At 72.8% G+C, this 13,999-nt stretch carries 11 protein-coding genes; 3 read left to right on the forward strand and 8 right to left on the reverse strand.

Annotated elements, in window-relative coordinates; genetic code table 11:
- Positions 1–5: 5 nt before the first annotated feature.
- Entirely contained in the window at positions 6–2,090 is a 2,085-nt protein-coding gene (gene paaZ, locus AB0N68_RS14815; RefSeq protein WP_280566699.1) for a phenylacetic acid degradation bifunctional protein PaaZ, read from the forward strand.
- Positions 2,091–2,177: 87 nt separating this feature from the next.
- Here the strand turns inward: paaZ and AB0N68_RS14820 are convergent, their stop codons facing one another.
- The 7 genes from AB0N68_RS14820 to dhaK form a co-directional block, all read right to left on the reverse strand.
- A complete protein-coding gene (locus AB0N68_RS14820; RefSeq protein ID WP_280566701.1) occupies positions 2,178–2,786 on the reverse strand; it encodes a TetR/AcrR family transcriptional regulator in 609 nt (202 codons plus the stop codon).
- A gap of 63 nt (positions 2,787–2,849) precedes the next feature.
- Positions 2,850–4,169: a phenylacetate--CoA ligase PaaK gene (gene paaK, locus AB0N68_RS14825; RefSeq protein ID WP_280566735.1), complete on the reverse strand. Its 1,320-nt coding sequence runs from the start codon at positions 4,167–4,169 to the stop codon at positions 2,850–2,852.
- A gap of 32 nt (positions 4,170–4,201) precedes the next feature.
- Positions 4,202–4,579 carry a hydroxyphenylacetyl-CoA thioesterase PaaI gene (gene paaI, locus AB0N68_RS14830; RefSeq protein ID WP_280566704.1) on the reverse strand — a complete coding sequence of 126 codons (378 nt, stop codon included), beginning with the start codon at positions 4,577–4,579 and terminating at the stop codon, positions 4,202–4,204.
- 157 nt (positions 4,580–4,736) lie between these two features.
- On the reverse strand, positions 4,737–6,044 hold the full coding sequence (locus tag AB0N68_RS14835) for a hypothetical protein (protein WP_280566707.1): 1,308 nt from the start codon (positions 6,042–6,044) through the stop codon (positions 4,737–4,739).
- 171 nt (positions 6,045–6,215) lie between these two features.
- The gene (gene ptsP / locus AB0N68_RS14840) at positions 6,216–8,771 is read right to left on the reverse strand and encodes a phosphoenolpyruvate--protein phosphotransferase (RefSeq protein ID WP_313366426.1); all 2,556 of its coding nucleotides are present in this window, start codon (positions 8,769–8,771) and stop codon (positions 6,216–6,218) included.
- Positions 8,768–9,409: a dihydroxyacetone kinase subunit DhaL gene (gene dhaL / locus AB0N68_RS14845; RefSeq protein WP_259952013.1), complete on the reverse strand. Its 642-nt coding sequence runs from the start codon at positions 9,407–9,409 to the stop codon at positions 8,768–8,770. Before dhaL ends, ptsP begins: the two co-directional genes overlap by 4 nt.
- Positions 9,409–10,401, reverse strand: coding sequence for a dihydroxyacetone kinase subunit DhaK (gene dhaK, locus AB0N68_RS14850; protein WP_280566713.1), 993 nt, complete (start codon positions 10,399–10,401; stop codon positions 9,409–9,411). Before dhaK ends, dhaL begins: the two co-directional genes overlap by 1 nt.
- Before the next feature lie 148 nt (positions 10,402–10,549).
- Between dhaK and AB0N68_RS14855 the strand changes: the two genes are divergently transcribed.
- Positions 10,550–11,317, forward strand: coding sequence for an IclR family transcriptional regulator (locus AB0N68_RS14855; RefSeq protein ID WP_259952009.1), 768 nt, complete (start codon positions 10,550–10,552; stop codon positions 11,315–11,317).
- Positions 11,318–11,341: 24 nt separating this feature from the next.
- Here the strand turns inward: AB0N68_RS14855 and AB0N68_RS14860 are convergent, their stop codons facing one another.
- The gene (locus AB0N68_RS14860; protein WP_280566719.1) at positions 11,342–13,468 is read right to left on the reverse strand and encodes a RecQ family ATP-dependent DNA helicase; all 2,127 of its coding nucleotides are present in this window, start codon (positions 13,466–13,468) and stop codon (positions 11,342–11,344) included.
- Between the two features lie 88 nt (positions 13,469–13,556).
- Between AB0N68_RS14860 and AB0N68_RS14865 the strand changes: the two genes are divergently transcribed.
- Positions 13,557–13,976: a pilus assembly protein CpaE gene (locus AB0N68_RS14865; protein WP_268777147.1), complete on the forward strand. Its 420-nt coding sequence runs from the start codon at positions 13,557–13,559 to the stop codon at positions 13,974–13,976.
- Positions 13,977–13,999: the final 23 nt, after the last annotated feature.

The following is a 13,999-nucleotide window of genomic DNA, read 5'->3' on the forward strand; positions in this document are numbered from 1 at the left end:
CCCCGATGACCGAGATCCTCCCCAGCTACGTGCAGGGCTCCTGGTGGACGCCCGCCTCCGATGCGGACGCCACCGAGGTGCGCGACGCCTCGACCGGAGAGACGGTCGCCCGCGTCTCCACCGCCGGTCTCGACCTCGGCGCGGCGCTCGACTACGCCCGCACCACCGGTCAGGCCTCCCTCGGCGAGCTCACGTTCCACCAGCGCGCCGTACTCCTCAAGCAGCTCGCGCTCGCGCTGACCGCCCGCAAGGAGGAGCTGTACGCGATCTCCAGCCGCACCGGCGCCACCGCGCAGGACTCCTGGGTCGACATCGACGGCGGCATCGGCGTGCTCTTCGCGTACTCCAGCAAGGGCCGCCGCGAGCTGCCGAACGCGAAGGTCTACGTCGACGGCGCCGTGGAGAACCTCTCGCGAGACGGCTCCTTCCTCGGTCGGCACATCTACACCCGGCTGCCCGGGGTGGCGGTGCAGATCAACGCCTTCAACTTCCCCGTGTGGGGCTCGCTGGAGAAGTTCGCGCCGGCCTTCCTCGCCGGTGTCCCCACGGTCGTGAAGCCCGCCACCCCCACCGGGTACCTCACCGAGGCCATGGTGCGCGTGATGGTCGAGTCCGGTCTGCTGCCCGAGGGGTCGCTGCAGCTCGTGTCCGGCAGCGTGCCCGACCTCTTCGACCACCCCCGCCTGGGCGACCTCGTCGCGTTCACCGGTTCCGCGTCGACGGCGGAGCGGCTGCGGGCGCACGACGCGGTGCAGACCGGCGGGGTCCGCTTCACCAGCGAGACCGACTCGATCAACGCCTCGGTCCTCGGCACGGACGCCGCCTCCGGCACCCCGGAGTTCGACGCCTACGTGAAGCAGCTCGTCGCGGAGATGACGTCGAAGGCCGGGCAGAAGTGCACCGCGATCCGGCGGGCGATCGTGCCGGAGGACGCGGTGGACGACGTGATCGCCGCCGTGCGCGACCGGCTCGCGGCGCGGATCGTCGTGGGCGACCCGCGCGCCGAGGGCGTGACGATGGGACCGCTCGCCTCGACGGCCCAGCGCGACGAGGTGCTCCGGCAGGTGGCGCGACTCCGCGAGGGCGGCGGCGAGCTCGTGATCGGCTCCCCCGAGGCCCCGACGGTCCGCCGTGCGGACGGCAGCGAGGGCCCGGCGGAGGACGGCGCGTTCGTGGCGCCGATGCTCCTGCGCTTCACCGATGCGACGAGCCCCGCCGTGAACGAGATCGAGGCGTTCGGCCCCGTCTCCAGCATCCTCGGCTACCGCACGCTGGACGAGGCGGCGGCGCTCGTGGCCCGGGGCGGCGGCTCGCTCGTGACGAGCGTCGCGACGCACGACCCGGAGGTCGCGACGACGCTGGCCGCGGGGATCGCGGCGTACAACGGCCGCGTGCTCTTCCTCGACCGCGACGACGCCCGCAGCTCGACCGGACACGGCTCCCCGCTACCCAACCTCGTGCACGGCGGTCCCGGTCGCGCCGGCGGCGGAGAGGAGCTCGGCGGCATCCGGGCGGTTTTGCACCACATGCAGCGCACGGCGGTGCAGGGCTCCCCCGACATGATGACCGCGCTCACCGGTGTCTGGCACCAGGGGGCCTCGGCCCGTCCGTTCGACGCCGGCGACGGCGTGCACCCCTTCCGCAAGTCGCTGGCGGAGCTGCGCATCGGGGACCAGGTCGTCAGTCCCTCACGCACCGTCAGCCTCGACGACATCGAGACGTTCGCGGCGTTCACGGGCGACACGTTCTACGCGCACATGGACGAGGCGTCGGCGGCGGCGAACCCGTTCTTCCCCGGACGCGTGGCCCACGGCTACCTGCTCGTGTCGTGGGCGGCGGGGCTCTTCGTCGACCCGGCTCCCGGGCCCGTGCTCGCGAACTCCGGGCTGGAGAACCTGCGCTTCGTGACCCCCGTCTCCCCCGGCGACGAGATCCGCGTCGAGCTCACCGCCAAGCAGATCACGCCGCGGGAGACCGACGAGTACGGCGAGGTGCGCTGGGACGCGGTCCTGAAGAACCAGGACGACGAGCTCGTCGCGACCTACGACGTCCTGACACTCGTCGCGAAGGAGCTCACCCCCGCCGCATAGTCCCCCGAGACCCCGGGCACTCGTCGAGACCCCGCCCTTCCCACGCGGAGAGGGCGGGGCCTCGGCGCGAAGACGGGGTCTCGCGGGTCAGGGGTGGCGGAGGCCGTCGAGGGCGATCGCGACGACGTCGTCCGCGAGACGATCGGCGCCCTCGCGACCGCCGGGGCGATACCACTCGACGATCGAGTTGATCATGCCGAACGTCAGGCGGGCGACGACGGCCGCATCGATGTCGGAGCGCAGGGAGCCCTCGGCCTGCGCCTCCGCGACGAGGGCCGTGATGCGGCGGTCGAACGCCCGCCGCCGGGTGAGGGCGCGGCGCTCGACGTCGGTGTTCCCGCGCACGCGCAGCAGCAGCGTCACGGCGGGGAGCTGGTCCACGAGCACATGGACGGCCCCGCGGAGCACGTGCTCCAGGCGGGCGACCGCATCGGCGGCTCCCCCGCTGTCCGGGAGGGGCGCGTCGACCACGGCCTCCAGTCCGCCGAGGGCGCTGTCGAGGGCGCGGTCGAGCATCTCGTCCTTCGACCCGAAGTGATGGTAGATCGCCGACTTCGACAGCCCGAGGCGCTCCGCGAGCATCCCGATCGAGGTCGCGTCGTAGCCGTGCTCGTTGAAGGCGGTCACCGCGACGGCGAGGATCCCCTGCTGGTCGTACCCGGGGCGGCCGCGCCGCGTGGTCTGCATCTCGGACATCCCCCTCAGTCTCGCACCGCCCGCCGCGCTCATCGCGGAGGTCGCCGCCGAGACCCCCGCGTGTCAGCGCAGGTCATACACGCGCTTGTACTTGCCCTCGCTACGCGGCAGTGCCCCCGGCTCCTCCAGGCGGACGGCGACCGACGAGCCGATGAACACCTTGATGCGCTGCACCAGCACCTGTGCCGCTGCCTCGCACGTCTCCACGGAAAGGTCGGGATGGCGCTCGATGCGCACGGTGAGGGCGTCCATCCGGCCCTCCTTCGTCAGCTCCAGGATGAAGTGCGGGGTGAGCTGCTCGATGCCGAGGACCAGCTCCTCGATCTGCGTCGGGAAGAGGTTGACGCCGCGCAGGATGATCATGTCGTCGTTGCGTCCGGTGACCTTCTCCATGCGCCGCATCCCCGGCCGCGCCGTGCCAGGGAGCAGACGGGTGATGTCCCGTGTGCGGTACCGGATGACGGGAAAGGCCTCCTTGGTGAGCGAGGTGAAGACGAGCTCCCCCCGCTCGCCGTCCGGAAGCGCCTGCAGGGTGTCGCCGTCGATCACCTCCGGCAGGAAGTGGTCCTCCCACAGGTGCGGGCCGTCCTTGGTCTCGAGGCACTCGTTGCCGACGCCCGGTCCCATGACCTCGCTGAGCCCGAAGATGTCGAGGGCGTCGATGCCGAGCCGCTGCTCCAGCTCGTGCCGCATCTCGTTGGTCCAGGGCTCCGCGCCGAGCACCGCGACCTTGAGCGAGGTGGACCGCGGGTCGATGCCCTGCGCGGCCATCGCGTCGGCGATCGTGAGCAGGTAGCTCGGCGTGCACAGGATCGCGTCCGGCTCGAAGTCGCGGATGAGCTGCACCTGGCGCGCGGTCTGCCCGCCCGACATGGGGATCACGGTCGCTCCCAGCGCCTCGATCCCGGCATGCGCGCCGAGCCCGCCCGTGAAGAGGCCGTAGCCGTAGGCGTTGTGCACCTTCATGCCGCGCCGGATCCCGCTGGCCCGGAGCGAGCGGGCCACGAGCGACCCCCAGCGGTCGAGGTCGCCACGCGTGTAGCCGACGACGGTCGGGCGCCCCGTGGTGCCGCTGGACGCGTGGATGCGGGCGACGTCGGCCATCGGCACCGCGAACATCCCGAACGGGTACGTCTCGCGCAGGTCGTCCTTGGTGGTGAACGGCAGCCGGTGCACGTCGTCGAGCGTGCGGATGTCGTCGGGGTGCACGCCCGCCTCATCGAACTTCCGCGTGTAGAGCGGGACGTTGCGGTAGGCGTGCTGCACGGTCCACCGCAGGCGCTCGAGCTGGAGCTGCTCGATCTCGGCGCGGCTCATCCGCTCCTCGGGGTCGAGCTCATCGGCCGTGGGCGGGCGGAGGGCGGAGGCGGGGGCGGTCATCATCGACACGGGGACTCCTCGGGACGGGGGCGGGGTCAGAAGGTGCGGGAAGTCGTGCGGGAGCGGCCGCGGAACTCGGCGACCGCGTCGCCGTGCTCGTCCACGACCGTCACGTCGTAGAGGCCGGAGCGACCGGTGCGGGTGCGGCGGACGGCGGTCGCGGTGAGGGTCTGCCCCGCGACGGTGGGCTTGAGGAACGAGATGTCGGCACCGGCGGCCACCGTCACCCGATCGTCCTCGTTGCACGCGATCGCGAAGGCGGTGTCGGCGAGCGCGAACACGAGCCCGCCGTGGGTGATCCGGAAGCCGTTGGTCATGTCCTCGCGGACGCGCATCGACACGACCGCGTGCCCGGGGTCGTCACGCTCCACGACCAGACCGAGCATCGCCGAGGCCCGGTCTCGTGCCATCATGGCCCGATTCGGCCGGACGGCCTCCGCCGTCTCCGTCGTCGTCTCCGTCATCGCCGACCTCCTCGTCGCGCTCGGGCGGGACGACCTCGTCCCGCCCGCCCATACTAACTGAACGATCGGTCAGTAACGCAAGGAGGTCGGAACAACGGTCGACGGTTCACCTGATCGCGAGCGGCGGCCAGAGGGTCGCGTCCTCCACGGTCACCCCTGTGATGACGGCCGCGGGGTCCGCAGCATCCCGATCGGCGCGGAAGCGGATAACACCCCCTTCGCGCGTCGCTGACTGGTAGAAGTACTCGCCCGACGAGACGATGCGGATGTAGGTGCCCTCCGGGAATGCGGCGGCCGCCTCCGTCACCGGCGCGCCGATGCGGACTCCGCCCGTCGCGGGCAGGACGGCACCGTCCGGCTCGACGTCGCCCTGCACGTTCGCGATGCCGGCGGTGATCCCCGCGAGCGTCGTGCCATCGTCCGTGAACTGCAGCAGGAGCGTGCTCGCGTCGTCCCCACTCGTGAGGCGCACCAGCGTGTTCGAGCCGCCGGCGGCCTTCGCGGTCGCCCCAGGGACCGCCGCCAACGCCTCCTCGCGAGACATACCCAGCTGGAGCGGTCCGACGCCCGTCGCGGTCATCTCCCATTCGCTCCACGGGGCGGCGGGATCGGCCGTCTCCGGCGTCGGCGTCGCGGGCGGCGTGGCGGTCAGCTTCTCCACGAAGGCGGTCTTCGCTTCCCCCGCGCGGTCGCGCAGGAGCAGCGCCGCACGCTCGGCGTCGAACTCCGATCCATCCCTGGCCGGCTGCCACAGGTGCACGATGACGTTCCCCACCGCGGCGAAACCGTGGTGCGCCCGCCAGGCGCTCTGCCCCGAGCCCATCTCCAGGGTTCCGGCGAAGGCCCGGACGCCGTCCGTCTCCGGCGCCGCGACGGCGGCGAAGGTCCCCGTCCCCTGCGCATCGAACTGCGCACACTGCTCGACCGTGTCGAGGAGCTCGTCCATGCGCGACGCGGCGATGTCGTCAGACGGGAACTGCAGGATCTCCTGCTTCCCACTCATGCCCGTGTCGTCCGCGTTCACCCACGGCACGGTACGCGCGCCGATGCTGCCCATGGAGGCTTCCATGATCAGCAGCACGCAGACCGCCGGCGTGAACTCCGGCCCGCCGCCGTCGGAATACTGCAGGAGCGTGTCCTCGACCTCCGTCGCCGGAGGCGCGGAGGGAAGAAGGTCGGCGACCTCGGCCGGCGTGAGCGCGAAGGCGTCGAGCTCGTCGCCGACGAAGAGGAGGGGCCCGGCATAGGGATCAGGAGTGGGCGTCGGGGTCTCCGGCGCCCGTGATGCGGTCGCCGTGGGTGTCGCCTCCGGCGTCGCCGCGCACCCCGGGAGCACGACCAGCACTCCCGCCACCACCGCCGCGAGGAGCGCCGCTCCTCGCATCTTCCGCCCGCCGTGCACCGTCGCCGACATGAACCCTCCGCATGATCATGTGCGCCGTGAACACGGCGCCCCCTGAGGGAAGAGTAGCGGTCGGGAGACACCCCGAACCCGCCCGCACACGGTCGATATGCGAACGAGACACTAGTCATGCCACGGAAGGCATACAAGCCATGCCGATCGCATCCGCAGGAGCCGTGCGGCTCAGCCGGCGCCGCCTCCGCCGAGCACGAGAGCTGCTGCCTGCCGCGCCTCCGCAGCGGTCGCCGCGCGGCTCGCCCCCTCCGCCGCCCGTCGGCACTCGTCCGGGCCCACCACGTCGAGCGCGGCCGCCACCCGCCCGAGCGCGCGAGGCGTCATCGACAGCGAGGTCGCGCCGAGCCCGACGAGTACCGGAGCGAGCGCGGGATCACCGGCCGCCTCCCCGCAGATCCCGACCGGCTTGCCCGCCGCTCGCCCCGCCGCCCCGACCGTCCCGATCAGCCGCAGCACCGCCGGCTGCCAGGGGTCGTTGAGATCGGCGAGCGCGCTGGACAGCCGGTCGGCGGCCAGAGTGTACTGCGCGAGATCGTTGGTTCCCAGGCTCACGAAGTCCACGACCTCGAACAGCTCGGCAGCCAGCAGCGCCGCCGCCGGGGTCTCGATCATGATCCCCGCTCTGTCCAGCCCCGCGGCACGACACCGCGCGGCGAAGTCCGCCGCCTCGTCGACCGTGGCGACCATCGGCGCCATGACCTCCACGTCCGCGGATTCCGCGTCGGCAGCCCTGGCGAGCGCGCGGAGCTGGTCGTCGAGCAGCGCTGGCCGGCGACGGGAGAGACGCAGGCCCCGGACGCCGAGCGCCGGGTTGTCCTCGTCGTCGTCGTTCGCGAACGGCAGGGGCTTGTCGCTCCCCGCATCCAGCGTGCGCACGACCACCTTGCGTCCGGGGAACGCGCGAAGGACCCCGCGGTACGCCTCCACCTGCTCCTCGATGCTCGGCGCTTCGGTCCGGTCGAGGAAGCAGAACTCGGTGCGGAACAGTCCGACCCCCTCGGCGTGCGCCGCCGCGGCGCTCCCGGCATCCGATGCCCCTCCGACGTTGGCCAGGAGCGGCACGCGGGTCCCGTCGGCGAGACGGCCCCGTCCATCGAAGGTGACGACGACCGCCGCGGCCCGCGCCTCGGCGATCTCCGCCTCGTCCGGGTCGACGTGGATGGTGCCGTGGTCGCCGTCGACGAGGAGCATGGCACCCTCGGGGATCCCCGTCGCTCCGGCCACCCCGACCACGGCGGGCAGTCCTAGCGCGCGCGCGATGATCGCCGTGTGCGAGGTCGGCCCGCCGTCCGCTGTCACGAGGGCGACGCAGCTGCCCCCTTCCAGCGCCGCGGTGTCGGCGGGGGCGAGGTCGGTCGCGACGAGCACGAACGGCTCGTCACGCTCGGGGACCCCTGGCATGTCCACCCGGAGGATCTCGGCGATCATGCGGTCGCGAACGTCACGGATGTCGGCGGCGCGTTCCGCCATCCTCCCGCCGAGAGCCGTGAGCGCCGCTTCGTGCGCCGCGGAGGTCTCCCAGACCGCTCGCGCCGCCGTCCGCCCCTGTGCGCGCACGAGGGCGGTGGCTTCGGCCACCAGCTCAGGATCCGAGGCGAGGAGCCGTGACGCGTCCAGGATCGCCCGCGCCTCTCCGCGCGCCCGCTCGGCGCGCGATCGCAGCTGATCGGCGACGGCGACCGCCGCCCATTCGATCGTGGAGACCTCGGCCTCGCGACCCTCCGGCGGGACGACGGTCTCGGCATCCGGTTCCGGGAGTGCCGGTGCGAGGGACACCGCCCTCGCGGCCACACGTCCGGGACTGACCCCACGGCCCTGCAGCACGGTCCCGGAGACGATCTCCGGCGGCGGCGCGGACGCGTGGTCGGCCCCGGTTCGCGTCTGATCGTCCCCGGCCGTGCCGGGCGCGGGCGCGGGTGCGGTTCCGGAGCTGCCGGCGGCGCCCTCGTCCGCCTCGACGCCCTCGCCGAACCCTCCCTGGAAGAGCGAGACCAGGCGGTCGATCGCCGCCTCGGCGTCCGCTCCCCGACCGGTGAGTTCGATCTCGGTCCCCTGACGCGCCCCGAGCGCGAGCAGCCGGGTCAGGCTTCCGGCCGCGGCTTCCTGGCCGTCCGGCAGCCGCCGCAGACGCACGTCCGCCCCCGCCGCCGACTCCGCGATCAGCGCGGCGGGGCGGGCATGGATGCCGAGAGGGTTGCGCACGCGCACACGACGCGTCACGGTCTCCCCGGCCACGTCGGGCGAGGCGGAGGCGTCCCCCGCCGACACCGGCGCGGAGTCCGCTGCCGCCGTGCCTTCCGCGTCCGGCGGGAGGAGCTGGCCGGTCTTCGCCGCGAGGGCGGACGAGGCTTCGGCGGCGACCGCGTCGAGGTCGCCGCCTGCCGCCGCAGCCACGACCGCCGCGAGGAGGCCCTCGACGAACGGTGCCGGAGCCAGCCGCACCGGCACGTCGCTGCTGCGCAGTTCGAGCGCGAGTTCGGCGCTCAGCACGGCCGACCCGAGATCCATCAGCACGAGCACGCCGTCGACGTCGGGGGCGAGCTCGTCGATCGCCGCCGACACCGCGACGGCGTCCGTCCCGAGGATCGGCGCACCCTCCGCGTCCACACCCGCACCGGCCGCCACACGGACCTGCACGCCGCCGCCCGGCACCATCTGCAGGGCGAGTTCGAGCGCCGCCTCCCCGAGCCGGGCGCTGTGGGAGACGGCGACGATCCCGATCATCCGGCGTCCGCGAGGGCCGCGGCGAGCGTCTCGAACAGGAGCGCCGTCGAGGCGGCTCCCGGGTCGAGATGTCCGGCGCTGCGTTCACCGAGGTAGCTCGCTCTGCCCTTCCGGGCGACGAGGGGCACAGTGGCGTCACGACCGGCGGCCGCGGCGTCCGCGGCCGCCCTGGCCGCCGCCGCGGTATCCGCTCCGCCGGCGAGGGCGGCATCGAAAGCGTCGACCGCGGGGGCCATCGCATCGAACATCGTCTTGTCGCCGGCCTCGGGCTTGCCCCGCGCGACGATGCCCTCGAGCCCCGCCCGCAGTGCCGCGGCGAGCGCCGGTCCGTCCAATGTCGTCACCGCACCGGCCGACATCCCCATGCGCAGGAAGAAGGTGCCGTAGAGGGGGCCACTCGCACCGCCCACCGAGCTCACCAGGGTCATGCCGACGGACTTGAGGAGTTCGTCGATCGTCGCGGGCGTCGTCGCCGCGAGCTTCTCCCCGACCGCCGTGAAGCCCCGCGCCATGTTCGCGCCGTGGTCGGCGTCCCCGATCGCGGAGTCCAGTTCCGTGAGCCAGTCGCGCTGCGCGGTGACGGCCTCGCGGTAGCGGGAGATCCAGTCGACGAGGACGTCGGTGCCGACGGCCGCCATCACGCGCCCCACCGCAGGCCGGGGGTGTTCACCGGGGCGTCCCACAGCCGCAGCAGCTCGTCGTCGGCCTTCAGCACCGTGACGGAGCACCCGGCCATGTCGAGGGAGGTGATGTAGTTGCCCACCAGGTTCCGCGCGATCTGCACGCCGGACTTCTCCAGGATCGCGGCGACCTCGCCGTACATGAGGTAGAGCTCGATCAGGGGCGTGGCGCCCATGCCGTTGAGCATCACGATCGCGGGTCCGGTGGCGTCGAGGTCGCCGAGGATCGGCTCGACGAGCTGCCGGGCGATCTCCGACGCCGGCGCGAGCGGCTCACGATGCCGTCCCGGCTCGCCGTGGATGCCGATGCCGATCTCCATCTGATCGTCAGGGAGGTCGAAGGTGGGCTTCCCGGCGGCGGGCACCGTGCAGCTCGTGAGGGCCATGCCCATCGAGCGCCCCTGCCCGTTGATGCGCTTCGCGAGGTCGACGACCGACGCGAGGTCGCGGCCCTCCTCCGCCGCGGCCCCTACGAGCTTCTCCAGCAGGACGGTGAGGCCGACGCCACGACGGCCGGCGGTGTAGAGCGAGTCCTGCACGGCCACGTCGTCGTCCACGACGACCGTGCCGACCTCGATCCCCTCCATCGCCGCGAGCTCGGCGGCCATCTCGAAGTTGAGCACGTCGCCCGTGTAGTTCTTGACGATGTGCAGCACGCCGGCGCCGCGGTCGACCGCCTGGGTCGCCACCTGCACGCGGTCGGGGGTGGGCGAGGTGAAGACCTCGCCGGCGACGGCCGCGTCGAGCATGCCGGTGCCGACGTAGCCGCCGTGCAGCGGTTCGTGGCCGGATCCCCCTCCGGAGACGACGGCCACCTTGCCCTGTTCCTTCGGTGTCGCCCGGGTGATGACGTGGTTCTCCAGGTCGACGGAGAGTTCGGGGTGCGCGGCGGCGACGCCCTTCAGGGACTCGACGAGGACGTCCTCCGGGGCGTTGATGAGCTTCTTCATCCTGCGATCTCCTTTGATGCGGCGTGAGTCTCGAGCAAAAATCCGAAAAGGATTCGTCAATGTCGAATATGCTCGGAGCCTGCCGGGTTGTCAAGATCGATCCGGCGACCGGAAACCCGGCTCGACGACGACCGGAAGGAGGACGCGCATGATCCAGGCGATCGACCGCGCAGCGAAGATCCTCGACCTGCTCCAGGGCGCCCGCCACCTCGGTATCACCGATCTCGCCGCGGCCCTGAGCCTTCCGCCGTCGACCGTGCACGGGCTGGTGAAGTCGCTGCGCGCGCACGGCCTCGTCGCGAAGGAGCGCGGCGGACAGCGCTACATGCTCGGCCCTACCCTCCTGCGGCTGAGCAACGTGTACCTCGACACACTGGATGTGCGAGCGCGGGCGATGCGCTGGACGCAGGAACTGGCCCGGCGCACCGAGCTGTCCGTGCGCCTCGGCGCGCCGCACCTCACGGACGTCCTCGTTATCCACCACAACCTCCGGCCCGACGACAGCCCGCAGATGCTGGAGACGGGGATGGCCGTCCCCGCGCACGCCTCCGCCATGGGGAAGGTGCTCCTCGCCTACGACCAGGGCTTCCAGCAGAGCGTGTTCGCGGAGCCCCTGCGCAGCCTCACCGGCGACACCATGACTGACGTCGCCCGACTGACCCTCGAGCTGCCGGGGATCGCGGAGCGCGGGACGGCGGCCGAGACGGACGAAGCCGTGCTCGGCGAATCCTCCCTCGCCGCCCCGATCGCCGACGCCTCGAACACGATCGTCGCCGCCGTCGCCGTCGTGCTGCCGACGTCGGAGGCACCCGCATCCGACGCGACCATGCACGCGCTGCGGGACACGGCACGGAACATCTCCCGCGAACTCGGCGCGACGACCTGGCCGCCACCCGTGGCCCCCGCCGAGGACTGACGGCGTCGGTTCGGGGACCGGTGCTCAGCCGCGCAGGCCGAGCGCGAACGGCAGCACGGCCGTGGCTCCGGCCTGCCGCACCGCGCGCGCCGCGACCGTCAGGGTCCAGCGACTGTCGATGAGGTCGTCGACGAGCAGCACCGGACCGGCGGGGACCTCGAGATGCGCCGCGTCGAACCGATCCCACACCCCCGCGAGCCGGAACACGCTGTTCCCGCCCGCCTGCCCCGACGGACCCCCGTTCCGCCACTCCAGCGCGCCGAGGTACGGCAGCCGCCCGATCTCCGAGAGCCCGCGGGCGAGGGAGTCGACGAGCTGCGGATGCGAGCGCGACGGCATCGCGACCACAGCCATCGGCCGCTCCGCCCAGTCCCACCCGGCCAGCACGCGCACGCAGGCCTGCAGCAGCGCCGGGCTGATCGGCGCGTCCGCGGCACCCGCGGCGAAGATCTCGCGCAGCGCGCCGCCCCAGCCGAGGTCGGTGAGCCGGGCGAGGGCGCGTCCCTCGTCGGCCTGCTCCCCCGCGGGGATGCGACCGCGCACCGGCACGCCCAGACGGTCGGCGCCGGTCGGCCACGCGCGGCGAGGCTCGACCGGCACACCGACCCGGTCCAGGGACTCCGTCGCCTGTGCACTCGCCGTCTGCGCGATCTCCGCCGGGAACCACACGCCCGCGCAGTTGTCGCACCGACCGCAGGGAGCCGCGGTGTCGTCGTCCAGCGCCCGCTGCAGGAAGGCCATGCGACAGCCGTCCGTGTGCTCGTACTCCAGCATGTGCTCCTGCTCCGCGACCCGTTCGGCGGCGATGCGCTCGTAGCGCTCGGCGTCGTACGTCCACGGCTGTCCCGTCGCGACCCAGCCGCCCTGCACACGGCGCACGGCACCGTCCACGTCGAGCACCTTCAGCAGCAGCTCGAGGGGCGTACGACGGATGTCGACGACGGCCTCCAGCGCCGGCGTGGAGATCGGGCTGTCGCCGAGCGCCGCGATGACCCGTTCCGCGCGCTCCCGATCGGGCATCGACGCGGTCGCGAAGTAGTGCCAGATCTCGCGGTCCTCGACACCGGGGAGCAGGAGCACGTCCGCGCTCTCGCTGGCCCGCCCGGCTCGTCCGACCTGCTGGTAGTACGCGACGGGCGAGGACGGGGCGCCGAGATGCACGACGAACCCGAGGTCCGGCTTGTCGAACCCCATGCCGAGGGCGCTGGTCGCGACGAGCGCCTTCACCTCGTTCCGCTTGAGCATGCCCTCCGACTCGGCGCGCTCCTCGGGATCGGTCTGGCCGGTGTAGGCGCGCACGTCGTGGCCGTGGTCGCGCAGGAATCGGGCGGTGTCGACCGCCGCCGCCACCGTCAGCGTGTAGATGATCCCGCTGCCGGGGAGGTCGTCGAGGTGGCTGAGCAGCCAGGCCAGGCGGCTCGCCGAGTCCCTGAGGCGGAGCACGCCGAGCCGCAGCGAGGTGCGGGCGAGCGGCCCCCGGATCGTGAGCACGGGCACCGCCTCCGCTCCGCCCGCGCCACCAGGCAGCGCCCCGAGCTGCTCGGCCACGTCGGCCACGACGCGGGAGTTCGCCGTCGCGGTCGTCGCCAGGACCGGCACGTCGGCGGGCATCTGCGCGATGAGATCGCGGAGCCGGCGGTAGTCCGGGCGGAAATCGTGCCCCCAGTCGCTGATGCAGTGTGCCTCGTCGACGACGAGCATGCCGAGCCGCGCCACCAGCGTCGGCAGCTGCTCCTCGCGGAAGGCCGGGTTGTTCAGCCGCTCCGGGGAGACGAGCAGCACATCGACCTCGTCCCGAGCGAGGCTGTCCTGCACCTCCGCCCATTCGTGCGCGTTCGTCGAGTTGATGGCGACCGCGCGCACCCCTGCGCGCTCGGCCGCGGCGATCTGGTCGCGCATGAGTGCCAGGAGCGGAGAGACGAGCACGGTGGGGCCGGTGCCCTGCCGGCGGCGCAGCAGGGTCGCGACGAAGTACACCGCCGACTTCCCCCACCCGGTGCGCTGCACGACCAGTGCCCGGCGACGCCCCTCCACCAGCGCCTCGATCGCCTCGAACTGGCCGTCGTGGAAGTCGACGTCGGGGCGGCCGACGAGTTCGCCGAGGGCGGCGCGGGCAGCCTCGCGGAGGGGCACGGCAGTCGAGGAGGTCATGCCTCCACTCTGCCGCAGGCCTCTGACAGGACTCTGCCCGTCGCCCGCGCTCGGTGGACGACCGGCCCGGAACCCGTAGCGTGGAGGAATGATCACCCGCGAACTCGCCGTCGCGCTCCGCGATGCCGGCCTGACCTGGAAGCCCGCGGAGGGTGACCGGTTCCAGCTCGACCTCCCGGACGAGGTGGAGCTGGAGGCGGAGGCCGACGTCTTCACGGTCAGCGCGATGACCATCGAGGCGCGGCAGACGCCGGCCGGCACGGATCTCGCCTTCAACGGCACGACGGAGTGGGCGCTCGACGCCGTGACCCTCGCCGATGCGGTGTGGCTGCCGCGCGAGGACCAGCTGCGCGACCTGCTCCGCGGGACGTTCCGTGCCCTCATCCGCCTCCCCGACACGTTCCGCGTCGAGATCGAGCTCGCCGGGGCTCCCCTGCTGTTCGAGCACCCGGACCCGGCGGAGGCCTACGGCCGCGCCCTGCTGGCGCTGATCTCGCGCTCCCGCTGACACGTCCTGTTGAATCGGGCCGT

Source organism: Microbacterium meiriae (assembly GCF_040685015.1).
In the GTDB taxonomy this organism is placed as follows: Bacteria; Actinomycetota; Actinomycetes; order Actinomycetales; family Microbacteriaceae; genus Microbacterium; species Microbacterium meiriae.

Bases quoted from the DNA above. Each gene is read 5' to 3' on its own strand.
- dhaK (WP_280566713.1), bottom strand. From the start codon at position 10,401: ATGAAGAAGCTCATCAACGCCCCGGAGGACGTCCTCGTCGAGTCCCTG.
- AB0N68_RS14820 (WP_280566701.1), bottom strand. From the start codon at position 2,786: ATGTCCGAGATGCAGACCACGCGGCGCGGCCGCCCCGGGTACGACCAG.
- paaZ (WP_280566699.1), top strand. From the start codon at position 6: ATGACCGAGATCCTCCCCAGCTACGTGCAGGGCTCCTGGTGGACGCCC.
- AB0N68_RS14865 (WP_268777147.1), top strand. From the start codon at position 13,557: ATGATCACCCGCGAACTCGCCGTCGCGCTCCGCGATGCCGGCCTGACC.
- ptsP (WP_313366426.1), bottom strand. From the start codon at position 8,771: ATGATCGGGATCGTCGCCGTCTCCCACAGCGCCCGGCTCGGGGAGGCG.
- AB0N68_RS14855 (WP_259952009.1), top strand. From the start codon at position 10,550: ATGATCCAGGCGATCGACCGCGCAGCGAAGATCCTCGACCTGCTCCAG.
- AB0N68_RS14835 (WP_280566707.1), bottom strand. From the start codon at position 6,044: ATGTCGGCGACGGTGCACGGCGGGCGGAAGATGCGAGGAGCGGCGCTC.
- dhaL (WP_259952013.1), bottom strand. From the start codon at position 9,409: ATGGCGGCCGTCGGCACCGACGTCCTCGTCGACTGGATCTCCCGCTAC.
- paaI (WP_280566704.1), bottom strand. From the start codon at position 4,579: ATGATGGCACGAGACCGGGCCTCGGCGATGCTCGGTCTGGTCGTGGAG.
- AB0N68_RS14860 (WP_280566719.1), bottom strand. From the start codon at position 13,468: ATGACCTCCTCGACTGCCGTGCCCCTCCGCGAGGCTGCCCGCGCCGCC.
- paaK (WP_280566735.1), bottom strand. From the start codon at position 4,169: ATGATGACCGCCCCCGCCTCCGCCCTCCGCCCGCCCACGGCCGATGAG.